General features: G+C 66.6%; 22 protein-coding genes and 2 tRNA genes. 9 read left to right on the top strand and 15 right to left on the bottom strand.

Features of this window, described 5'->3' with window-relative positions; all coding sequences use genetic code 11:
- Positions 1-70 precede the first annotated feature (70 nt).
- From msrA to AQ619_RS12335, 12 genes are all read right to left on the bottom strand, one after another.
- Complete coding sequence (gene msrA / locus AQ619_RS12395) at positions 71-664, bottom strand: peptide-methionine (S)-S-oxide reductase MsrA (protein WP_062147992.1); 594 nt, start codon at positions 662-664, stop codon at positions 71-73.
- Between the two features lie 67 nt (positions 665-731).
- Positions 732-1,010 carry a hypothetical protein gene (locus tag AQ619_RS12390; RefSeq protein WP_236849467.1) on the bottom strand — a complete coding sequence of 93 codons (279 nt, stop codon included), beginning with the start codon at positions 1,008-1,010 and terminating at the stop codon, positions 732-734.
- Positions 1,007-1,303 (bottom strand): hypothetical protein, encoded by a 297-nt coding sequence (locus AQ619_RS12385; protein ID WP_062147989.1) that lies wholly within the window; start codon positions 1,301-1,303, stop codon positions 1,007-1,009. The genes AQ619_RS12390 and AQ619_RS12385 overlap by 4 nt, the downstream gene beginning before the upstream one ends.
- Positions 1,304-1,827: 524 nt before the next feature.
- Positions 1,828-4,227: a phenylalanine--tRNA ligase subunit beta gene (pheT, locus tag AQ619_RS12375; RefSeq protein ID WP_062147983.1), complete on the bottom strand. Its 2,400-nt coding sequence runs from the start codon at positions 4,225-4,227 to the stop codon at positions 1,828-1,830.
- A 3-nt stretch (positions 4,228-4,230) separates the two neighbouring features.
- Positions 4,231-4,563, bottom strand: coding sequence for a DHCW motif cupin fold protein (locus tag AQ619_RS12370; RefSeq protein WP_062147980.1), 333 nt, complete (start codon positions 4,561-4,563; stop codon positions 4,231-4,233).
- A complete protein-coding gene (gene pheS, locus AQ619_RS12365) occupies positions 4,563-5,636 on the bottom strand; it encodes a phenylalanine--tRNA ligase subunit alpha (RefSeq protein WP_062147976.1) in 1,074 nt (357 codons plus the stop codon). Before pheS ends, AQ619_RS12370 begins: the two co-directional genes overlap by 1 nt.
- 122 nt (positions 5,637-5,758) lie before the next feature.
- A complete protein-coding gene (rplT, locus tag AQ619_RS12360; RefSeq protein WP_062147973.1) occupies positions 5,759-6,118 on the bottom strand; it encodes a 50S ribosomal protein L20 in 360 nt (119 codons plus the stop codon).
- Between the two features lie 15 nt (positions 6,119-6,133).
- The gene (gene rpmI / locus AQ619_RS12355) at positions 6,134-6,334 is read right to left on the bottom strand and encodes a 50S ribosomal protein L35 (RefSeq protein ID WP_007672148.1); all 201 of its coding nucleotides are present in this window, start codon (positions 6,332-6,334) and stop codon (positions 6,134-6,136) included.
- Between the two features lie 138 nt (positions 6,335-6,472).
- Positions 6,473-7,684 carry an MFS transporter gene (locus AQ619_RS12350; protein WP_062147970.1) on the bottom strand — a complete coding sequence of 404 codons (1,212 nt, stop codon included), beginning with the start codon at positions 7,682-7,684 and terminating at the stop codon, positions 6,473-6,475.
- A gap of 150 nt (positions 7,685-7,834) precedes the next feature.
- Positions 7,835-8,356 (bottom strand): translation initiation factor IF-3, encoded by a 522-nt coding sequence (gene infC / locus AQ619_RS12345; RefSeq protein WP_062147966.1) that lies wholly within the window; start codon positions 8,354-8,356, stop codon positions 7,835-7,837.
- Positions 8,357-8,586: 230 nt separating this feature from the next.
- Positions 8,587-9,555 (bottom strand): glycosyltransferase family 9 protein, encoded by a 969-nt coding sequence (locus AQ619_RS12340; RefSeq protein WP_062147963.1) that lies wholly within the window; start codon positions 9,553-9,555, stop codon positions 8,587-8,589.
- Positions 9,552-10,733, bottom strand: a complete 1,182-nt coding sequence (locus tag AQ619_RS12335; RefSeq protein WP_062147960.1) for a glycosyltransferase family 4 protein — start codon at positions 10,731-10,733, stop codon at positions 9,552-9,554. Before AQ619_RS12335 ends, AQ619_RS12340 begins: the two co-directional genes overlap by 4 nt.
- Positions 10,734-10,787: 54 nt before the next feature.
- On the opposite strand from AQ619_RS12335, the gene AQ619_RS12330 reads away from it, so the two are divergent.
- Positions 10,788-11,657: an alpha/beta fold hydrolase gene (locus AQ619_RS12330; RefSeq protein WP_062147956.1), complete on the top strand. Its 870-nt coding sequence runs from the start codon at positions 10,788-10,790 to the stop codon at positions 11,655-11,657.
- Positions 11,658-11,691: 34 nt separating this feature from the next.
- On the opposite strand, the gene AQ619_RS12325 is transcribed toward AQ619_RS12330, so the two are convergent.
- Positions 11,692-12,552, bottom strand: a complete 861-nt coding sequence (locus tag AQ619_RS12325) for an SDR family oxidoreductase (RefSeq protein ID WP_062147953.1) — start codon at positions 12,550-12,552, stop codon at positions 11,692-11,694.
- Between the two features lie 149 nt (positions 12,553-12,701).
- On the opposite strand from AQ619_RS12325, the gene AQ619_RS12320 reads away from it, so the two are divergent.
- The 8 genes from AQ619_RS12320 (at position 12,702) to AQ619_RS12285 (ending at position 18,493) form a co-directional block, all read left to right on the top strand.
- A tRNA-Gly gene (locus tag AQ619_RS12320) sits at positions 12,702-12,776 on the top strand.
- Between the two features lie 45 nt (positions 12,777-12,821).
- A tRNA-Gly gene (locus tag AQ619_RS12315) sits at positions 12,822-12,896 on the top strand.
- 161 nt (positions 12,897-13,057) lie between these two features.
- Entirely contained in the window at positions 13,058-14,785 is a 1,728-nt protein-coding gene (locus tag AQ619_RS12310; protein WP_378109160.1) for a DUF885 domain-containing protein, read from the top strand.
- A 77-nt stretch (positions 14,786-14,862) separates the two neighbouring features.
- Entirely contained in the window at positions 14,863-15,264 is a 402-nt protein-coding gene (locus AQ619_RS12305; RefSeq protein ID WP_062147946.1) for a DUF1330 domain-containing protein, read from the top strand.
- A gap of 123 nt (positions 15,265-15,387) precedes the next feature.
- Complete coding sequence (locus tag AQ619_RS12300; protein ID WP_062147943.1) at positions 15,388-16,329, top strand: sugar kinase; 942 nt, start codon at positions 15,388-15,390, stop codon at positions 16,327-16,329.
- Positions 16,330-16,420: 91 nt separating this feature from the next.
- The gene (locus AQ619_RS12295) at positions 16,421-17,257 is read left to right on the top strand and encodes a hypothetical protein (protein WP_062147939.1); all 837 of its coding nucleotides are present in this window, start codon (positions 16,421-16,423) and stop codon (positions 17,255-17,257) included.
- 136 nt (positions 17,258-17,393) lie between these two features.
- Positions 17,394-17,765 carry a helix-turn-helix domain-containing protein gene (locus AQ619_RS12290; RefSeq protein ID WP_062147935.1) on the top strand — a complete coding sequence of 124 codons (372 nt, stop codon included), beginning with the start codon at positions 17,394-17,396 and terminating at the stop codon, positions 17,763-17,765.
- Positions 17,762-18,493: a DUF6456 domain-containing protein gene (locus tag AQ619_RS12285; protein ID WP_062147932.1), complete on the top strand. Its 732-nt coding sequence runs from the start codon at positions 17,762-17,764 to the stop codon at positions 18,491-18,493. Before AQ619_RS12290 ends, AQ619_RS12285 begins: the two co-directional genes overlap by 4 nt.
- 87 nt (positions 18,494-18,580) lie before the next feature.
- On the opposite strand, the gene AQ619_RS12280 is transcribed toward AQ619_RS12285, so the two are convergent.
- Both AQ619_RS12280 and trhO read right to left on the bottom strand, forming a co-directional pair.
- Complete coding sequence (locus AQ619_RS12280) at positions 18,581-19,033, bottom strand: PA2169 family four-helix-bundle protein (protein WP_062147928.1); 453 nt, start codon at positions 19,031-19,033, stop codon at positions 18,581-18,583.
- A 66-nt stretch (positions 19,034-19,099) separates the two neighbouring features.
- The gene (trhO, locus tag AQ619_RS12275; protein WP_062147924.1) at positions 19,100-20,065 is read right to left on the bottom strand and encodes an oxygen-dependent tRNA uridine(34) hydroxylase TrhO; all 966 of its coding nucleotides are present in this window, start codon (positions 20,063-20,065) and stop codon (positions 19,100-19,102) included.
- Positions 20,066-20,078: the final 13 nt, after the last annotated feature.

Genomic DNA, 20,078 nt, shown 5'->3' with positions numbered 1-20,078 from the left:
TGAAGCTGTGTTCGCCAGACTCGCCCCCTCCGCGCCTGCGGCGCTCCTCCCCCGGAGGGGGAAGATGATTCTAGCCGCCCCAGACCTGCTTGAGCCGCAGGTCGCGGCCGCAGCCGAGGCGATAGGCCTGATAGTTGAGGGCGTTCCGCTTGGCGTAGTCGCGGTGATAGGCCTCGGCCGGCCAGAAGGTCTTCAGATCGAGGACCGGGGTGACCATCCTGCCGGTCTTCAGGCGCCGGGCGGCTTCGGTGCGGGACGTCTCCGCGATCGCCCTTTGCTGGGGGCTACTGACGAATATGGCGGGGCGATAGGACGGTCCGCGGTCACAGAACTGGCCGCCGTCGTCGGTGGGATCGACCAGCTTCCAGTAGCGATAGAGCAGAAAGCCATAGTCGAGTTTAGCCGGATCATAGGTGACGCGGACCGCCTCATAGTGACCGCTGCGCTCGCTGGTCACGTCACGATAGGTCGGGTTGTTCACGTGGCCGCCGGTGTAGCCGCTCTCGACCTTGAGGACGCCGGGCACGCCCTGCATGTCGTGCTCCATGCACCAGAAGCAGCCGCCGGCGAACACGGCGGTGGCGGTTTTGGCGGGCTTTGCGGCCAGGGCAGGCAGGGCTGCCAGGGCGAAGACGGTGATCAGCAGGGAGAGCAGGCGGCGCATGTGACTGGAGTTCCCGAGCGGCCCGACGGCGGGCCTGCCTGCAGATACGGACGAGGCCCCGGTTTGGTTACGCTCGCCAGCCAATGCCGACGCCATGCACCGACGGACAGGCCTGCAGCCGGGCGGCGAGGCTCCGGGCGCGGTCCTCGCCCTGGTCATCGATCTCCAGGCGGATGGCCAGGGTCAGGCCCTCGGGGGCGGCGGTCAGGGCGCGCAGGCGGGTTTGCTGGACACTGGCCACGCCCAGCACCCGCAGCAGGGCGTCAGGCGTGTCCTCGGCTGTGACCAGGAACAGCCTGCGCCCTACGCCGTCCGATTTGTCCTCTTCCGGTTTGAGCGGGTTCACGGTCGCACCCACTGATGCTCGACACTGGCCGAGCTGACGCCGGGCCAGGCGGCCAGGTCGCGGGCCAGCAGGCGCGCGGCCTGATCGCCCAGATGGCGGACCCGCAGGGACGCCTCGACGATCTGGCCGACGGGCTTGACGGTCAGGTTGCACAGCTCGGCGCCGCTGTCGGCCAGGCCTTGGCGGACGGCGTCCAGGGCGCTGTGAGCGTCCTGGGCGGCGAGCAGCAGCTGGTGGACAGTGATGCCCTCGGCGTCGCTGTGGAAGGCGGGTGGTGCAGGCAGGTAGCTCATTGGTTCTCAGTCCCCTCTGGGTGGTTTGGGAGACCGACGAAACGCGCAACAAAAAAGCCCCGCTCCTTTCGGAAGCGGGGCTTTTTGAAGATCTTGCGATCCGTCGGCTGCGGTTTGGTTATCTCGCGCGCCGTTGCCCCGTCCGTACCGGAACGGTTTTAATCTGGTTCCACATCATAATGGTCGCGGCGCACGACATCGCGGCGACGGCGGCAAAGCCGGTCACAAGCGCGATATTGTTGGCGAAGAGCGAGACCATGTGGACCCAGTTATTCCTTGCGTGCCAGCAAGACGTAGCGTGAGCGCGCCGGATGCGCAAGACCTTGCCGCTGACAGAGGCATTCGGCCGCGGTTCCGGGCAGAATGTTCGAAGCTTGGGCGTTGGTGTCTGAATCCTGGGCGAACCTCCCCCTGAGGGGGAGGCGACCGAAGGTCGGTGGGGGAAGGCCGCAATGAGTCAGGGCTGATTGCCCCCACCGTCGGCTTCGCCGACACCTCCCCCATCGGGGGGAGGGTTTGTACAACTACGACCGCAGCTTGCCGCCGGCCTTTTCCGCCGCCGCCAGGATGCGGCCCGAGAGGGCCTCGATGTCGGCATCGGTGAGGGTCGCTTCGCGCGGCTGGACCAGGACCTCGAGGGCCACCGACCTGAAGCCGTCCGGCACGCCGGGACCTTCATAGATGTCGAACACCCGGGCGTCCGCGATCAGGGCCTTGTCGGCGCCGGTCACGGCCCTGACCAGATCGCCGGCCGGCTTGGCCTTGTCCAGCAGGAAGGCAAAGTCGCGGGTCAGGGGCATCAGCGGCGAGGGCGAGAAAGCGGATCTGGACTTGTGGGCCTTCTTCTTGGGCTCGGGGATCGCCTCGAGGGTGATCTCGAAGCCATAGACCGGGCCGGCCACGTCCAGGGCCTTGAGGACGGACGGGTGCAACTCGCCGAACTCGGCCACGACGGCCTTGGGGCCGAGCTGCAAACGGGCCGAACGGCCCGGATGCCACCAGGTCGAGGCCGAGCCCTGGGCGGTCTGCAGCTTGTCGACTGGCGCGCCGAGCTCCTCCAGCAGGGCGATCAGGTCGGCCTTGATCGTGAAGACATCGTCCTGGGCGGCCTTGTCCCAGCCGCGCGGGGCGCGGGGCACCAGGATGGCGGCGACCACGGTGCGCTGGTCCTGCGGACGGTCGCCGTGGAAGGTCGGGCCGATCTCGAACAGGGCCACATCGGGGAAGCCCTGGCGGGCATTGCGACCGGCGGCCTCGATCAGGTTGGGCAGCAGCGACGGACGCATGCAGTCCAGTTCCGAGGCGATCGGATTGGCCAGGACGAGCTCGGCCGCGCCGCCGCCGAACAGGGCAGCGGTCTTCTGGTTGGTGAAGCTCCAGGTCAGGGCTTCGGCGTAGCCGGCGGCCGCCAGGGCGCGGCGGGCCGCGCGGGACCGGGCCTGCTTGGGCGTCAGGATACCGCCGACGGCGCGAGGGACCTCCGGCAGGGGCGTCGAGGGCAGGGCCCCATAGCCGGCGATGCGCGCGACTTCCTCGACCAGGTCGGCCTTGCCCTCCACATCGCGGCGGAAGGTCGGCGGCGTCACGGTCCAGGGCGAGCCGAGCACGATGTCGAAGCCCAGGGCGCTGAGGATCTGGCGGGTCTGCTCGGGCGTCACCGCCAGGCCGGACAGCTGCTCGACATAGTCAGGCTCGAAGGCGAAACCGACCGGGGCGGCCGGGGCCTCGCCGGCCACCACTATGTGCGAGGGCTCACCGCCGCACAGCTCGAGGATCAGCCGGGTGGCCAGCTCGACGCCGGGAACCACCGAGCCGGTATCGACCGTGCGGGCGAAGCGGTACTGGGCGTCGCTGTTGATCCCGGTGGTGCGGCCGGTCTGGGCGACGCGGATGGGTTCGAACCAGGCGCTTTCGACGAAGACGTCGGTGGTCTCGTCGCCACAGCCGGTGCTTTCGCCGCCCATGACGCCGCCCAGGCCGATCGGCCGCTCGCCCGTCGCATCGGCGATCACACAGATCTCGGGGGTCAGCTCATAGGTCTTGCCGTCGAGGGCGATCAGGTGCTCGTCGCCGTTGAGGCCATGACGCCCAAAGCGGGTCGAAATCTCGCTCCCCGACAGCTTGGCCACATCATAGACATGCAGCGGCCGGGCGCGGTCATAGCTGACCAGATTGGTGATATCGACCAGGGCGCTGATCGGGCGCAGGCCGATGGCCAGCAGGCGGTCCTGCAGCCACTTGGGCGACGGGCCGTTCTTGACGCCCTTGATCAGGCGACCGGCATAGACCGGGCAGGCCTCGCCATCGACCTTGATCGTGATCGGGCAGGGGAAGGTTCCTGGCACCGGCGTGATCGACAGGTCCTTCAGCGTGCCGACGCCAGCGGCGGCCAGGTCGCGGGCAATGCCGGCGACGCCCAGCCAGTCGGGACGGTTGGGGGTGACCTCAAAGTCGATGACGGCTTCCAGGCCCAGGGCCGTGGCGGCCGGTGTACCGACCGTGAGGTCGTCCGGCAGCTCCATGATGCCGTCGCTCTCGCTGGCGGCTTCCAGCTCGGAGGCCGAGCACAGCATGCCGTTGGAGACCACGCCGCGCACCGGCTTTTCGACCAGGGTCACGCCGAGGCCCGGCACATAAGCGCCGATCGGGGCATAGATGGTGGTCAGGCCGGCGCGGGCATTGGGCGCACCGCAGACGATCTCCTTGCGACCATCGACGGTGTCGACCTGGCAGACGCGAAGGCGGTCGGCATTGGGGTGCTGAACGGCCTCAACAATCTTGGCGACCGTGAAGGCCGCCAGCTTGGTGGCCGGATCGGTAACGTGCTCGACCTCGAGGCCGGCCATGGTCATGGCGGCGACAACGTCGGTGGCGGAGGCCTCGGTGTCGAGGTGGTCCTTGAGCCAGGAGAGGGTGAATTTCATGGGTCAGTCTACGATGAAAAGCTTGGCGCCGACCGAGGTCGACGAGCGGTGGGCGGGGTCGCCGAAGTCGGAGACGTGATAGCTCATGCCGGCGGTCAGGACGGTCTTGCGACCATCCTTCAGCTCGCTGGTCAGTTCGCCTTCCAGCACGAAGATCACATGGCCGCGGTCACACCAGTGATCGGCGAGATAGCCCGGCGAATAGTCCACACGACGCAGGCGCATGTCGCCGACGTTGAGTGTGCGCCACTCGGCCTGGCCGGTCTCGCCCGGATGGAGCGTCGGAGTGATCGCCGCCCAGTCGACAGCCGTGAAGGTGCTGGCGGGAAGCTGCATCAGCTGAGGCCGCTGGCGGCGTTCGGCGCGGCGAAGGCGCTGAAGCCGTAGTGGGCCAGCCAGCGGCTGTCGGACGACCACATGTCGCGCAGGTCGGGCATGCCGTATTTCAGCATCCCCAGACGGTCGACGCCCATGCCGAAGGCAAAGCCCTGGTACTCGTCCGGATCGATGCCGCAGGCCCGCAGGACATTGGGGTGAACCATGCCGCAGCCCAGGATCTCGAGCCACGACGTGCCCTGGCCGATCTTGATCTCGCCGCCGCTGCGATCGCACTGCACGTCCATCTCGGCCGAGGGCTCGGTGAACGGGAAGTGGTGCGGACGGAACTGGGTGGTCACCGCGTCGGTCTCGAAGAACCGGGCCAGGAAGGTCTCCAGGGTCCATTTCAGGTGGCCCATATGGATGCCCTTGTCGATCACCAGACCCTCGACCTGGTGGAACACCGGCGTGTGGGTGGCGTCGTTGTCGCAGCGATAGGTGCGGCCTGGGGCGATGATCCGGATCGGCGGCTTTTGCGACACCATGGTCCGCACCTGGACGGGGCTGGTGTGGGTGCGCAGCAGCATCCGCTCGCCCGATTCCTTCGGATTGAAGAAGAAGGTGTCGTGCATTTCCCGCGCCGGGTGCTTGGGCGGGAAGTTCAGGGCGGTGAAATTGTGGAAGTCGTCCTCGATGTCCGGGCCCTCGGCCACGGCGAAACCCATCTCGGCGAAGATGGCGACCATCTCGTCCATGGTCTGCATGGTCGGGTGGACTGAGCCCTTGCGGCGATAGGGGGGCTGCAGGGACAGGTCCAGGGTCTCGCTGGCCAGCCGCGCATCGAGTTCGCTAGCCTCCAGCGCGGCCTTCTTCCCGGCGATCGCCGCGCTGGCGACATCGCGCAGGGCATTGATCGCCGCGCCGCGATCCTTGCGCTCTTCGGGGCTCATCGCGCCGAGGGTTTTCAGCAGGCCGGAGATCGAGCCGGTCTTGCCCAGGGCGGCGACGCGCACGGCGTCGAGGGCGACAAGGTCGGTGGCAGCGGCGACTTGCGCCAGCACATCGGATTCGAGGGTTTTGAGATCGGTCATGACGGGCTTCCGTCTAGAGCATTCGGGCGGGGCGGAGTAGGGGAGCGCGCAGCAAAAAGCCCCCCGGTTCGCACCAGGGGGCTTTTCAGATCGCAATCGGATCCTGGGATCCGAAAAAGACCTTAGGCGGCCAGGGCGGTGCGGACCTTGTCAGCAATGGCCTTGAACGCAGCAGGGTCGTTACCCGCGATATCCGACAGAACCTTACGGTCGATCACGATACCCGCCACGTCCAGGCCGTGGATAAACTGCGAGTAGGTGAAGCCTTCGGTGCGGGCGCCGGCGTTGATGCGCTGGATCCACAGCGAGCGGAAGGCGCGCTTGCGGACCTTGCGGTCGCGGTAGGCGTACTGGCCGGCCTTGTCGACGGCGGCCTTGGCGGTACGGATGGTGTTCTTGCGGCGGCCGTAGAAGCCTTTCGCCTGCTCAAGAACCTTCTTGTGCTTGGCGTGGGCGGTGACGCCCCTTTTGACGCGAGCCATGTGTCAGCGCTCCTCTTAAAGGCCGTAGGGCAGGTACGAACGGATGGTCTTGGCGTCGGATTCGCTCATGACCTTCGTGCCGCGGTTTTGGCGGATGTACTTGCCGTTGTGGCCGATCAGACGGTGACGCTTGCCGGCGACGCCGGCTTTCAGCAGGCCCGTGGCCGTGATCTTGAAGCGCTTCTTAGCGCCCGACTTGGTCTTCAACTTAGGCATTTCGCGTCGGAGCTTTCGCCCCGTCCTCTGGGATAGCAAGACGAACCGCCATGGCATGCCAATAAGCCAGGCGGTTCCGGAAAGGCGGGGTTAGTACGGGAAAGAGTCGGGGAAGGCAAGGGCGGAGGGGGTTATGGTTCAAGCCGCCGTCTTTGCCCGTTTCGCCAGACTGGCCGCCAGCCAGATCGCCGGCAGGGTCAACAGGGCCCCGAACCAGTAGGGGCCGGCGATGTTCAGGCCAAACAGCGGACCTGCCAGCAGGGGGCCACCCATGCGGGCCAGCGAGCCTGCGGCCATGTTCAGGCCCAGCATCTCGCCCTGCTGGTCCGGCGGGGTAGCGCGCGAAATCAGGGCGGCGACACAGGGAAAGACCAGGGACTGTCCCATGGCCGTCAGGCCTACGAACAGCGGTACGACCGTGCCGCTGGTCGCGAAAGGAGTCATGGCCAGGCTCAGGGCAATGATCGACAGGCCGGTGGTCAGGACCAAAGGCTCGCCAAATCGCCGGGCCAGCCGGCCGGTCACGACACCCTGGCCGATCGAGGCGACGATCCCGATAACGGCGAAACACAGGCCAACCTGGCGCGGGCCCCAGTCGAAGCGGGCATGGGTCCACAGGCCAAAGACCGATTCCATGCCCGCAAAGGCGGCGGTCGAGACCAGGGTGACCAGCAGGACGCGCGACAGGACAGGATGGCTCCTGGCGGCCTGCAGGGCTTCGCGGCGATGGGGGCGCGGCGCATCCGGTGCGCTGGGCGCGCGACTTTCGACGACGAACAGGAAGACGCCTAGGGCGGCGAGGGCGGCCATGCCGGCGGCCGCAAAGAGCGGGATCTGGAAGCCGATCTGTCCAGCTTCCGGATGGGCGAGAAGGCCGCCCAGGGCCGGTCCGACCACGAAGCCGGCCCCAAAGGCCGAACCCAGCAGACCCATACGCCCCGCGCGCTTCTCCGGCGGGGTGACGTCCGCCATATAGCCTTGGATGGTCGAGATATTGCCGGTGGCAAACCCGCCGATCAGCCGGATGGCGAAGGCGGCCAGGATGTTGGGGGCAAAGGCCAGGGCGATATAGGACAGGGTATTGGCCAGGATGGTGACGATCAGCACCGGCCGACGACCGATGCGGTCAGACAGTCTTCCCCAGAAGGGTTCGGCAAAGAACTGGCCCAGGCTGTAGGCCGAAAACAGCGCCGTGATCTGCCAGGGCTCAGCCTTCAGCGACTGGGCGTAGAAGGGTAGCAGCGGAATAACCAGCCCGAACCCGACCAGGTTGATGAACACCACCAGCAGCAGGACATACAGCGCGCGGGCGCTATGGGCGGACGGCGCGGGGGAGGCGGTCTGGGACATGGTCGGCGCTTTCGAAGGGCCGCCGGAATACGCCCATTCGCTGTCGTCCGCGACGGCAATCTGGCAACCGCGACGACCTGGCGCGCCGCCCCCGAACGCAAAACGCCCCGGCCAAGGCCGGGGCGTTTGTCTATCTGACCGCTGGCCGCCCTATTTGGGGGCTAGGATCATGATCATCTGCCGGCCTTCCATGCGCGGCTCGTACTCGACCTTGGCGATTTCCTCGAAGTCGGTCTTCACCTTGATCAGCAGCTTCATGCCCAGTTCCGGGTGCGCCATTTCACGGCCGCGGAAGCGCAGGGTCACCTTGACCTTGTCGCCCTCCTCGAAGAACCGGGTCATGGCCTTGGCCTTAACCTCGTAATCGTGGATGTCGATATTGGGCCGGAGCTTGATTTCCTTGAGCTCGACGATCTTCTGCCGCTTGCGCGCCTCGTTCTTCTTCTTCTGCTCCTGGAACTTGAACTTGCCGTAGTCCAGGATCTTGCAGACGGGAGGATTGGCGTTCGGAACGATTTCCACCAGGTCCAGGCCAGCTTCCTCGGCCGCTTCGAGGGCGGAGGCGGTCGGCATCTCGCCTTGCTTCTCGCCGTTTTGGTCGATCAGCAGGACGCGCGGGACGCGGATTTCATCGTTGATACGCGGTCCGTCTTTGACGGGCGGCGTTTGCATAGGACGGCGAATAGGGGCGGCTCCGGTACAGTTGAAGGTAGTCGCGCTGCGCGAAGGCGCGCGGCGAGAAAGTGATATATGACCTGTCGGGTGCCCCCTATCAAGCGGCGCGAGCCAAACAGGCGTCCGTGCGTCCAATCCATTTGGACGCAAGCTCGATCGACGGGCCGGCAGGGCCGGTTTTCAGACCCTGTATCGGCCGACTTTCCGGGGTCTTTGGGCCCCGAAGATTACGGCAGCAGGGACATGGCCGCGCTGGCCACAGTCGAGACCGGCAGGGCCTTGAGGTCGGGCGACCGGATGACCGCCACATGGCCGCGCGGGCCACAGAGTTCGGGATCCGAAGCGCCGGAGAACAGGGCGATCGTCGGGGCCCCCGCTGCGGCCAGCAGGTGCGTGGGGCCGGTATCATTGCCGACCACAAGGGCCGCCTTGGCCCCCAGGACGGCCAGTTGGGCAAAGTCGGTGCGTCCGGTCAGGTCGCGGGCCTGGCCGACCGCCTTCTGGATCTGCCGGGCCATGGCGCTTTCCTGCGGACCGCCGATGATGACGATGTCCAGCCCTCGCGCCTTCAGAAGCGAGCCCAGCTGGGCAAAGGCCTCCACAGGCCAGCGCTTTTCCGGCCGGTGCGCCGAGCCACCGGGGACGAAGAGCACATAGGGACGCGGGGCGGCGGCACCGGCAACCGGGCGCGCTTCCTTGTGGCGTCGCAGAATCCAAGACAGGTCCGGCGGCGGGGCATTGCCGGGTTCCACCGGAGCATCAGGCCAGATGCCCGCGGCGCGCAGCTGGTCGGCATGGCGCTCCAGCGTGTGCATCGACTGGCGGGCCGTACCGCGCTGGGGGTGCGAGCAACCAAAGGCGATGCCGCTCCACTGCGGCGGAAACGGCCGCAGGGCCTGATAGTACCAGTTGGTGCGGCTGTTGGTCTGCAGGTCATAGACGCGGTCGTAACGGGCCGTGCGCAGGCGGCCCAGCATCCGGGTGATGTCGCCGAAATCCATCGGGCGACCGTCGGTTTCGACGCTGTTGAAATAGGGGCTGAGCTTGGCGAGGGCTTCGAACGGGGGCGTGGTCAGAAGGGTGATCTTGGCCTTGGGATGGGCCTGGCGGATCTTCTTCATCGCCGCCAGTGCGAGCACGAAATCGCCAAGGGCCCCCAGCTTGATCACCAGGACCTTCTTGATTTCCTTACTCACGGTCTCCGCTCCAAAACTCTGGCTTCCAGTACGCGCGCATAGACGTTCAAGGTGGCTTCGCACATGGCGTCCACTGAATACAACCGCCGAGCACGGGCCCGGGCGGCCTGGCCCATGGCGTGTCGGTTCGACGGACCCGCCTGCCGGGCCGTCTCCAGGGCAGCAGCCCAGGCTTCGGCATTGCCCGGAGCCACCAGCCAGCCGGTTTCGCCCGGGACGACCGTCTCGCGCGCGGCACCGTGATCGGCCGCCAGGACCGGCCGTCCCATCACCTGGGGCTCGACCGCCGTGCGGCCGAAGGCTTCGGGCTCCAGGGACGGCGCGATCGCCAGGTCCGCCAACAGATAGGCGGCCGGCATGTCATCGCAATGGCCGACGATCTTCACATCGTCCTGCAGACCGGCGGCGGCGATCTGGGTTTCAAGCTCACCGCGATAGGCCTTGCGGCCCTGGTCATCGCCGACCAGCAACAGCAGGACCTCCGGGTCACCTGCTGCCTTTAGTCGGGCCATGGCCTCAATCAGCAGGGACTGTCCCTTCCAGCGCGTCAGCCGCCCGGCCAGCACGACCTTGAGCCGGGGCTCGTCGGCCGCCAGACCCCAGGCGGAGCGAAGGGTCTCGAGCCGCTCGGCACTGACCTGATCGGGCTCAAAGCGCTTGAGGTCCACGCCGCGCGGGATGGCCACCACCCGTTCCGGAGCAATCCCGTGTTCCCGGATGACATGGGCGCGGGTGTATTCCGAATTGGCGATGACCAGGTCACCCCGCGTCATGACCGCGTTGTACCAGCGCTTCAGATTGGAGCGGGCATTATAGACGCCATGATAGGTGGCGACGAACGGCACTTTGGTCGCGTGGGCGGCCCACAGGGCGCTGAAGGCCGGGGCTCGGGAACGGGCATGCACCAGAGTCACCTTCTGACGGCGGATCAGGTCGACCAGCCGAGCAGCATTGCCCAGCATGACCAGCGGGTTCTTGGTCTGGGCCGGCATCTGCACCAGTCGGCCGCCGTCAGCTTCCAGGCGGGCGGCCATGCGTCCGCCCTTTGTTGCGACCAACGCCTTGCCGCCTTGCGCCACGACGGCGCGAGCGACATCTATCGTCGTCTGCTCGGCTCCGCCCGTTTCCAGTTCGGGGGTGACCTGCAGCAAGGTGAAATCGGCGGGTAGGTCGGGCACGCGACTCTCGGCTGAGATGACGCGTTTAGTTAGCGAAAGGAACGAGGCCGCGCCATGACCGAATCCCCGGAGTTTCTGGTTCGCGACGACAATCAGCGCATCGCCTATCGCCGGGTGGCCGGCGAAGGCCCGATGGTCGTCTGGCTGGGCGGCTTTCATTCCGACATGACCGGGACCAAGGCCCAGGTCCTGGCCGATCACGCAGAGGCCACAGGCGGCGGTTATCTGCGCTTCGACTATTTCGGCCATGGCGAGTCCGACGGCCAGTTTCGCGACGGCACGATCAGCCGCTGGCGTGAGGACGCCCTGGCCGTGATCGACGATCTGACCGAGGGGCCGCTGGTGCTGGTCGGCTCGTCGATGGGCGGCTGGATCGCCTGCCTGGCCGCCATGGCCCGGCCCGAACGGGTCAAGGCCATGGTGCTGATCGCGCCGGCCCCGGACTTCACCGAGAAACTGATGGAGCCGGAACTGTCGCCGGACGCCAGGGCGGCCATCGCCCGGGACGGCTTCTGGATCCGGCCTTCCGACTATGACGACGGCGGCTACGCCATCACCCGGCAGTTGCTGGAAGACGGCGCGCGGTGGTCGATCCTCCAGGGCGAGGTTCCGATCGAGGTTCCGGTGCGGGTTCTGCAGGGCGGCGCCGATCCCGACGTGCCGTGGAGCCATGCGCTGACCTTAGTCAATGCCCTGAAGAGCGACGATGTGGTCTTCACCCTGATCCGGGACGGTGATCACCGGCTGTCCCGGCCGCAGGATCTGGAGCGGCTGGTTGCAGCGGTGGTCGAAGCGCGGTCACTGGTCGAGGTCGATGACGACCCGGTTGCACGGCGGCTGGCCAGGGCCGCCAGGGCGCGGGGCGCGAGCCTGGCCTCTGCGGCGGCCTGGGCGGCGGCGGATATCGGGCCGGACGAGGAGTAGGGGGCTTCGAGAGACTTCCCTAGAGGGTGAGCGCCTAGGCCTCGCGCTCCAGAATCGCCCTCAATCCCTCGCGATAGGTCGGATACTTGGGCCGCCAGCCCAACTCCGCCTTGGCCCTAGCGTTCGAGACCCGCTTGTTCTCGGCATAGAAGCGGCGCGTGGCGGGCGACAGGCCCAGGGCGTTGAAGGGCAGGTCGGGCGGAACGGCAATGCCCAGCAGCTTGGCCGCATATTCGATCACGTCCTGCGGCGGGGCCGGCTCGTCGTCGCAGAGATTATAGATGCCTCCGGCCCGGGGTTGGTCCAGCGAGGCCAGAAGGCCCGAGACAATGTCGTCCAGGTGGATCCGGCTGAACACCTGGCCCGGCTTGACGATACGACGGCCTTCGCCGGCGCGCAGGCGATCCAGAGCGCTGCGGCCTGGACCGTAGATGCCGGGCAGGCGGAAGGTGGTCACGGTCAGGCCCATGCCGCGTCCGACCTGGCGCCAGTCGCGTTCGGCCCCGACCCGGCGGGCTCCCTCGACCGACTGGGCCTTGAGGGGCGAGGTCTCGAACACCCAGCGACCCTCAAAGTCGCCATAGACGCCTGTGGTCGACAGATAGCCGATCCAGTCGGGAAAGGCCCCCGACTGGGCCAGGGCGGGGATCACCGATTCCAGGGCTGCACAGCCGCTTTCGCCGGGCGGGGCGGTGACCAGGACCGCCTTGGCCCCGGACAGGGCCGCCGCCATGGCGTCACGGTCATCGGGATCGGCAGGCTCGATCCCGGCCGCCCGCAGCTTCGCCGCCTGTTCCGGCGAGCGTGCCGTGGCGGCGATATCCCAGCCCCGAGCCTGCAGTGCCTGGCCGAAAGCCGCGCCGACATAGCCCAGACCGAACACGAACAGACGCAAGGCCGAAACTCCGCAACCCCGAAAAACAGGGGCTGAATGAGCCCCTGAAAGACCGCGCTCCGCAACCCCTCAAAGGGCGCTTGCCAAGGCGAGAACGCTCTGCCATAAGCCGCCTCCTCGTCGCGGGGCGGTTTTTTCGCTTCCACGATGCGGGCGTAGCTCAGTGGTAGAGCACAACCTTGCCAAGGTTGGGGTCGAGAGTTCGAATCTCTTCGCCCGCTCCATTTCTCCCGGTTCGGAGAGTGGAACGAGACCCGAGAAATCCGGATGCGGGCGTAGCTCAGTGGTAGAGCACAACCTTGCCAAGGTTGGGGTCGAGAGTTCGAATCTCTTCGCCCGCTCCAATTTCTCTTAGGACCCCGCAGATCAGACTCGTCAAGGCCGCCCAAAAAGCGGCGAGCCGCCTTTGGCCTCGTCTCGATTCCTGATCTAACGCTTTTGCATCGCGTTTCCGGGGAAGTTCATGACCAACCGCCATCCTGTTCGCTGGGCTGTTTCTGGCCTGATGATAGCCACCCTGATGACGGGGAGCGCCGCTTGGGCCCATCCTGATGGCGACCAACTGTCCCAGGCCATCAAGACCTATGAAGCGGCCAACGCCGGCGGCGAGGACGATGACGGGGGCGGCGCCGAGGCTGCGCGCTGGCGGCTGCCACCGGTAGGGCCGGCGGCCGATGCGGCCCGCAAGGCCAAGCTGTCCTATGCCCAGAGCCTGCTGACCGGCGTCATCGTCGAGCGCCTTGATCCCGATGAGCGCCTGACCCTCCAGTTGCTCAATTTTGCGATTTCCGAGCGCCTCGAGGGCCTGTCGTTCGATGAGTCGCGCATGCCGTTCAGCAGCGACGGCGGCTTCGACGTCACCTTGCTGTATCGCGCCAATGGCATGCGTCTGAAGAATGAGGCCGAGGCCGCCAAGTGGCTGGAGCTTCTGTCCAAAACCCCTGACTGGTACGACGCAAATATCGCCAATGCCCGGCGCGGCATCGATACCGGTTTCGTTCAGGCCACTCCCACCGCGCAGTCGGTGCTCGATCGCGCTAGGCGCATGGCGGCGACTCCGGTGGCGGAAGAGCCGCTGCTGGCGCCCCTGCGCGCGCTGCCGACCAGCGTGCCCGCCGACCGCAAGGCGGCCCTGATCGCGCAGGGCGAAAAGGTGCTGGCCGAAAAGGTCGCCCCGGCCCGAGCCGGCTTCGTCACCTTCATGGAGACCGAGTATCTGCCCAAGGCCGCCAAGAGCCTGGCCGCCGTCGATCTGCCCGATGGCCAGCGCTACTACGCCTTCCTGGCCCGTCGCCACACGACCACGACCATGACGCCGGACCAGATCCATGAGATCGGCCAGAGCGAGGTCGCGCGCATCCGCGCCCGGATGCAGACGGTGATGACCCAGACCGGCTTCAAGGGCACGCTGCCGGAGTTCATCGCCTATCTGCGCAAGGACCCGAAATTCTACCCGACCAGCCGCCAGCAGCTGCTGGAAAAGGCCAGCGAGATCGCCAAGCGCGCCGATGACCAGCTGCCGGCCCATTTCGGTGTCCTGCCGCGCCTGAGCTATGGCGTGCGACCGGTGCCGGCCAGCATCGAGAAGGGCTACACAACGGGCCGTTACTTCGGCGGAGATCCCAAGGTCGGACGGGCCGGGGGGCTGATGATCAATACCTCCGAGCTGAACCAGCGGGCGCTGTACGAGTTGCCGGCCCTGGTGCTGCACGAGGGCGCGCCCGGGCATCACACCCAGACCTCTTTGGCCCAGGAACAGACGGGTGTGCCCGAGTTCCGCAAGGGCCTCTATTTCAATGCCTTCGGTGAGGGCTGGGGCCTCTATTCCGAATGGCTGGGCGAGGAGATGGGGATCTATCGCGATCCCTATGAACTGTTCGGCCGCCTGTCGTACGAGATGTGGCGGGCCTGCCGGCTGGTGGCCGATACCGGCATCCACTGGAAGCGCTGGAGCCTGGCGCAGGCACGCGCCTGTTTCACCGACAATACGGCCCTGTCGCCGGTCAATATCGAGGTCGAGCTGGCCCGCTACGTGTCCTGGCCCGGCCAGGCTGTGGCCTACAAGATCGGTGAGCTGAAGATCCTCGAACTGCGCAAGCGGGCTGAAACCGCGCTTGGCGACCGGTTCGACGAGCGCAAGTTCCACGATGCGGTGCTCCTGCAGGGCTCACTGCCCATGGCGGTCCTGGAGCAGAAGATCGACGCCTGGATTGCCCAGCAACAGAAGCCCTAACCCCCGCCGCCCGCGTCAGGGCGGCAGGTCCGTCAGCAGTCCTGTTTCAGGCTCGAGGTTCACAGAGAGTCGGTTCGATGTCCCTGCCAGTTCACGTCAATGAGGCGCTTGTGCGCGACCTGCCCGACAACGGGCCGGTCGTGATGGTCAATTTCCTGCGCTTTCGCGAGCATTCTGCCGACGGCGATGGCACGGGCTGGGATGCCTATCTTCGGTACAGCGCCAATACAGTGCCTTTGATCAAGGCCCTCGGCGGCGCAATTCTCTGGAGCGGCAAGCCTGAAGGTGTCGCGATTGGCCCGCCCTCGACGGTTCTGTGGGACTACATCGTCCTCGTTCGGTATCCGTCGCGCGCCGCCTTTCTCGACATGGTCACGTCCGCGGACTACGCCCGTGGCAATCCGCATCGCGAAAATGCTGTGGCGGACCACCTGATCCTGGCGTCAACCGAGACCTTTTCCAGGTTTCCGGCAAGCTGAGCCGGTGGGCGGATCCTGCAGGACGGCGGGTCTCAGAAGGCGAAGCAAAACCCGTCCGTGCCCCCTAACTCCGCCGGCGAAAACACTCTAAGACTGCCGCAGATCCAGTGAGAAACCGGTGTCATGGCCAAAATCACAGTGCTCGGCGAATGCATGGTCGAGATGTCGCCGGACGGCCTGTCGGGCGACGGCGCGCCGCTCTACCGGATGGGCTTTGCCGGCGACACCTTCAATACTGCTGTCTATATGGCCCGGCTCGGTGATCAGGTCGCCTATTGCACGGCCCTGGGCCAGGGTGATCCCTTCAGTGACGGTGTCCTGGCGGCCATGCGGCGCGAGGGGCTGGATACCCGCCTGATCCGTGAGGTCAGCAATCGCCTGCCGGGCCTCTATGCCATCGTCCTGGACGACAGCGGCGAGCGGAAGTTCCACTACTGGCGTGAACGGGCCCCTATCCGCGACCTGTTTTCTGAACATACCGCCGACCAGTTGATCGAGGCGGCCAGGGCCAGTGATCTTGTCTACCTGTCCGGCGTCACCCTGGCGGTCATCGGCGATATCGGCCGGGCGCGGCTGAAGGACGTCCTGGCCTATGTCCATTCCCTGGGCGTGGCCGTGGCCCTCGACTTCAACTATCGCCCCGCCCTGTGGCCCGGTCCCGAGGCGGCCCGAGCGGCGCTGGACGGCGTGGTTCCCGCCTGTCGCTACATCTCTCTCAGCAGCGAGGATACGCGACCGCTCTACGGCCGAGAGGCCGAGGACCTCGCCGCGCAGTGGGCGGCAGGTGGGGGCGAGGTCGTCGCCCGCGACGAAAGTCATGCGGTCAATGTCCACAGGCCTGAGGGCCGCACGGCCACCCCGGCTCCACCCCGAGTGAAGGCACTGGACACGACAGGGGCGGGCGACAGCTTCAATGCCGCCTATCTGTCGGCGAGGCTTGCGGGATTGCCGATTGAGACAGCCGTGGCGCGGGCTCATGCCCTGGCAGGGCGCGTGGTCACCTGTCGCGGCGCGATTATTCCGGCTGGACAGTCTTTGGGCCTCGATGCTTTACCCGCCAACTAGGTCTGCCCGACACCCGGGCGTGTTGCTCTGCCGTCCCGAGCGGGTTTGAAGATTGAAGTCCCCCTTGCCGCAGACGACATTGACTACGCTAGTGGTTACGCCTCGCGAATCCGCCCTGACCGACCGCTTTCTGATCCCGGCCATCGCTGAGATCGAGCAGGCCCTGCTGTCTTTACGCGTCGAGACCGACCAGGCCCTCGGACGAGACGGTGCCCGCCGTTATGGCAAGCCCTATCCCCTCGGCTATTGCTGGGAGATCTCGCAAGATGTCGCCGAACGCTTGCGCAAGCGGCTCGCGCGCCCTGTCGGCCCGGGTGAGCGCGCCATCAGCGCCTTCCTCCGCAATGGAGGTTCCGGGCGGCATCTTTGGGGCGCACTGCGGGAGAAATACTTTCAGAACGCGTTCCAGTTCGGCGGGCTCTATATCGACGTCGCCAACGACACGGTTGATGTCAAAAAGCCCAAGATCGAGATCTTGCCCGTGCAGGAGTCCGGGTTCGCCGAGATCGAGGATGTTCCTCATTTTGCGCGGATTGCCGGATCCTACTGGGGCATGCGGATCTACGCCAATCATGCGCTTCCGTCCCTTGCTCCAGCCTTCCCCATGATCGGGATCAATCCCGAGGGACATGTCCGGCTGCAGTCCGGTTCGCAGTCCATGTTCGAGCGCCTCTGTGGTGACGGGTTCCAGAGGTCCGAGCAGTGGCTGGCGGAGGGCCAAGCTCCGCCGGCGGCGCTCGTCGAGGCGCTGCGCGCCCGATGCCCGTCCCATCTGCTGGCCGAAAACCCTGTCACTGGACAGGCCGCAGCTCTGGCGGCCTGTCAGGCTCTGCGGGCCGAAGGCGCGGCGACGGGCCCTGAATGGCGCAAAGCCATGCTCGCCACCTATCGCGCCATCGACCTTATCCCCGTTGTTGAACGGGGATAGGACAAAGTCGGACGTAGGGTTTTCAACGGCTTATTTTCCTACTTGTGCGTCACGATAGGAAAATTATCCTCATCGACGAAATTCAACCTAACATCGAGTCGTGGTCGCATGATCGCCCATTAGATTTGAGGACGCCATGTTGGTTCTTGCTCTCGAAGAGGTCTTGGGGGTCACACCCGATCCTCGCCGCGACCGCCTCGCGGTTGCCTTCGTCACCCATCTGGTCGCCCTGGCGACCGATGTCTCGCCCGGGGATATCGCGGCCCAGAAGCGCACCAGCTTGGCCGCGTCGCGCGCGCGGCAGATCGCCATCTATCTGACCCATGTCACCTTTCACTGGCCCTTGAACCGGGTGGCTTTTGCCTTTGGCCGGGACCGCACAACCTGTGCCCATGCCTGTCACAGGATCGAGGATCTGCGCGAGGATGCCGGGTTTGATGCCCGCCTGGCCGCACTGGAGGAATGCCTCCGCCAGGCCCCGCGTCGGGTTCTGGAGGGCGCGCTATGAGCGGAGCCCCAGATCTGGCGACCGAGCATCTGGCCCATCGTGCGGCCCGGCTTCTTGCCCGGCCGGGCGCGGTGATCGAGGCCGCACCGTTGGGCTATGCCGTGCGACTGGGACCCAATCGTCGGCGGCGTCCGATGCTGGTCATCGATGAGCCGGCCTTTGAGGTGCTGGTGCGGTTGGCGTCCTTGAAGCCCCGAGCCCAGGGTGGCTGGACCCTGGTCTTCGCGCCCTTAGGCCGTCCTGCGCCACCGCCGGGGCGACCTGGGATCATTGAGGGCGAGAAGCTGCTTGAGGAGCCGGGTGTTGGCCGTGCCGCCTTTCGGGCCAATCTGGGCGAGTCGCCCCTGGCCTGGCTGGCCCGGCGTCGCGACGGGCAGGGACGGCCCTGGCTCGCGCCGGTCGAGGCGGCGGCGGGTGAGCGGCTGCGCGAGGACTTTCATCGCGCCGGAACGGTCGGCCGTCTGACCATGTCCTGGGACGCGACGCCCCGGTCCGCTGGGCGTGGTCCCGGCCTGGAACCCGCCGAACGGGCCCGGGCCGCCAAGGACCGGATCGCGGCCGCGCTGGAAGCGGCGGGCCCTGGCCTGCGCGAGATTTTGGAGCATGTCTGTCTGGCCGGGACCGCCCTGGAGGCCGCCGAGCGTGCCCTGGGCCTGCCGAGGCGGGCAGGCAAGACGGTTCTCAAACTGGCCCTGCAGCGGCTGGTCAGCCACTATCGCATGGCCTGAGCTCTTTCCGACCTGGGCGCTTCAGCAGGTCTGGCTGACAAGGCCTGCAGGGCAGCGGGACCCCTTGATCCCGCCGCGCGCAGGTCGTCAGTGCTTCAGCATGTGCTTGATGTCGCGCATCTGGTCATGGCCCGACTTCACCGAGGCCCAGGCCTTCTGGATCACCGCCCGGGTGTGGATGTCGACATCGGTGTCCTTCATGGCCTTTTCGTACCGGGACTTGATGAAGTCCTCTCCGGACTCGACCTCGTTGATCACGGCGTCGTCACCCTTGGAGAGGCTGTCGCGCAGATTGACGAAAACCCGATGGGCTGCGGCGAGTATCGTGCCGTCATCCTTGGGTTCGCCGCCGAGCCGGCGGACCTCGTCCTGCAGCGCGGTGGCCACGGTGCGACGCTCCTGCGCCCGGTCTTGGAACAGTGTCTTGTACCGCGCGCTTTCGGCATCCTTGGCCGCTTCGGCATAGCCTTCGGCGCTGTCGATGGTGGTCTCGACCAGGCTGTTGACGAGCTTGATATGGTCTTCGTTGGTATGGGACATGGGGAGGCTCCTGGCTACGATTGCCTGCCTTAACGCCGGGGCGCACCAGGCGATCCCTCGGCCCTGTCAGTCCTCGCTTGTGTCCAGCCTGGCACCGACATGGGCAATGCCCAGATCCCGCGCCCGGGCGACCTGACGATGGCGTTCGGCATAGCGGGCCTTGCTGGCGTCGTCGCGCTGGTCATGGCAGGCGGGGCAGGCGACGCCCTCGACATAGAGCGCGGAGGTCTTCTGCTCCGGGCTGACCGGACGACGGCAGCCGCGACAGAGGTCGTGGGTTCCCGGCGACAGGCCGTGGCCGACGGCCACCCGCTCATCGAACACGAAGCACTCGCCGCGCCACAGGCTTTCGGCCTCGGGGACCTGCTCCAGATAGTCGAGGATCCCGCCCCGCAGGTGGAAGACATCCGCAATGCCTTCTGACTTCAGGAAGGCAGTCGACTTCTCGCAGCGAATGCCGCCCGTGCAGTACATGGCCACCTTCAGCGGTGGGGCGTTCGGACCCCGCTGGGCCTCCAGCCCGGCGCGGTAGCTGCGAAACCAGTCGGGAAAGGCCGAGAAGCTGGTGGTCCTGGGGTCCACGGCCCGTTCGAAGGCACCGATGGCCACTTCGTAGTCATTGCGGGTGTCGATCACCAGGACCTCGGGATCGGCGATCAGCCGGTTCCAGTCGGCGGGCTCGACATAGGTCCCGGCATGGCTCGCGGGATCGAGGTCCGGCAAGCCCAGGGTGACGATCTCCTTCTTCAGTCGCACCTTCATGCGATGAAAGGGCATGGTCTCGGCCCAGGCGGTCTTGGGCTCCAGATCGCTGCAGCCGGGGAGGGCACGGATATGGTCCAGTACGGACCGGATGGCTGCGTCGGTGCCGGCGATCGTGCCGTTGATCCCCTCTCGGGCCAGTAGAAGCGTGCCCCTGACGCCGACGGCGCAGCAGGCCTTTGCCAGCGGTCCCTGCAGGGCGGCTGGCTCGTCGAAAGGCGTGAACCGGTAAAGCGCGGCGACGCGGAAGGCTTTGGGATCGGACGTCATCTGCGCGAGGCCA

The organism is Caulobacter henricii (genome assembly GCF_001414055.1).
Taxonomy (GTDB): Bacteria; Pseudomonadota; Alphaproteobacteria; order Caulobacterales; family Caulobacteraceae; genus Caulobacter; species Caulobacter henricii.
Note: the sequence above shows the minus strand (reverse complement) of the source record. Positions and strands in the feature narration are given on the sequence as shown.

Coding starts and splice junctions, on each gene's coding strand:
- trhO (WP_062147924.1), bottom strand. CDS start 20,065: ATGACGTCCGATCCCAAAGCCTTCCGCGTCGCCGCGCTTTACCGGTTC.
- rpmI (WP_007672148.1), bottom strand. CDS start 6,334: ATGCCTAAGTTGAAGACCAAGTCGGGCGCTAAGAAGCGCTTCAAGATC.
- AQ619_RS12305 (WP_062147946.1), top strand. CDS start 14,863: ATGTCCCTGCCAGTTCACGTCAATGAGGCGCTTGTGCGCGACCTGCCC.
- AQ619_RS12385 (WP_062147989.1), bottom strand. CDS start 1,303: ATGAGCTACCTGCCTGCACCACCCGCCTTCCACAGCGACGCCGAGGGC.
- infC (WP_062147966.1), bottom strand. CDS start 8,356: ATGCAAACGCCGCCCGTCAAAGACGGACCGCGTATCAACGATGAAATC.
- AQ619_RS12330 (WP_062147956.1), top strand. CDS start 10,788: ATGACCGAATCCCCGGAGTTTCTGGTTCGCGACGACAATCAGCGCATC.
- pheT (WP_062147983.1), bottom strand. CDS start 4,227: ATGAAATTCACCCTCTCCTGGCTCAAGGACCACCTCGACACCGAGGCC.
- rplT (WP_062147973.1), bottom strand. CDS start 6,118: ATGGCTCGCGTCAAAAGGGGCGTCACCGCCCACGCCAAGCACAAGAAG.
- AQ619_RS12280 (WP_062147928.1), bottom strand. CDS start 19,033: ATGTCCCATACCAACGAAGACCATATCAAGCTCGTCAACAGCCTGGTC.
- msrA (WP_062147992.1), bottom strand. CDS start 664: ATGCGCCGCCTGCTCTCCCTGCTGATCACCGTCTTCGCCCTGGCAGCC.
- AQ619_RS12350 (WP_062147970.1), bottom strand. CDS start 7,684: ATGTCCCAGACCGCCTCCCCCGCGCCGTCCGCCCATAGCGCCCGCGCG.
- pheS (WP_062147976.1), bottom strand. CDS start 5,636: ATGACCGATCTCAAAACCCTCGAATCCGATGTGCTGGCGCAAGTCGCC.
- AQ619_RS12370 (WP_062147980.1), bottom strand. CDS start 4,563: ATGCAGCTTCCCGCCAGCACCTTCACGGCTGTCGACTGGGCGGCGATC.
- AQ619_RS12310 (WP_378109160.1), top strand. CDS start 13,058: ATGATAGCCACCCTGATGACGGGGAGCGCCGCTTGGGCCCATCCTGAT.
- AQ619_RS12290 (WP_062147935.1), top strand. CDS start 17,394: ATGTTGGTTCTTGCTCTCGAAGAGGTCTTGGGGGTCACACCCGATCCT.
- AQ619_RS12285 (WP_062147932.1), top strand. CDS start 17,762: ATGAGCGGAGCCCCAGATCTGGCGACCGAGCATCTGGCCCATCGTGCG.
- AQ619_RS12300 (WP_062147943.1), top strand. CDS start 15,388: ATGGCCAAAATCACAGTGCTCGGCGAATGCATGGTCGAGATGTCGCCG.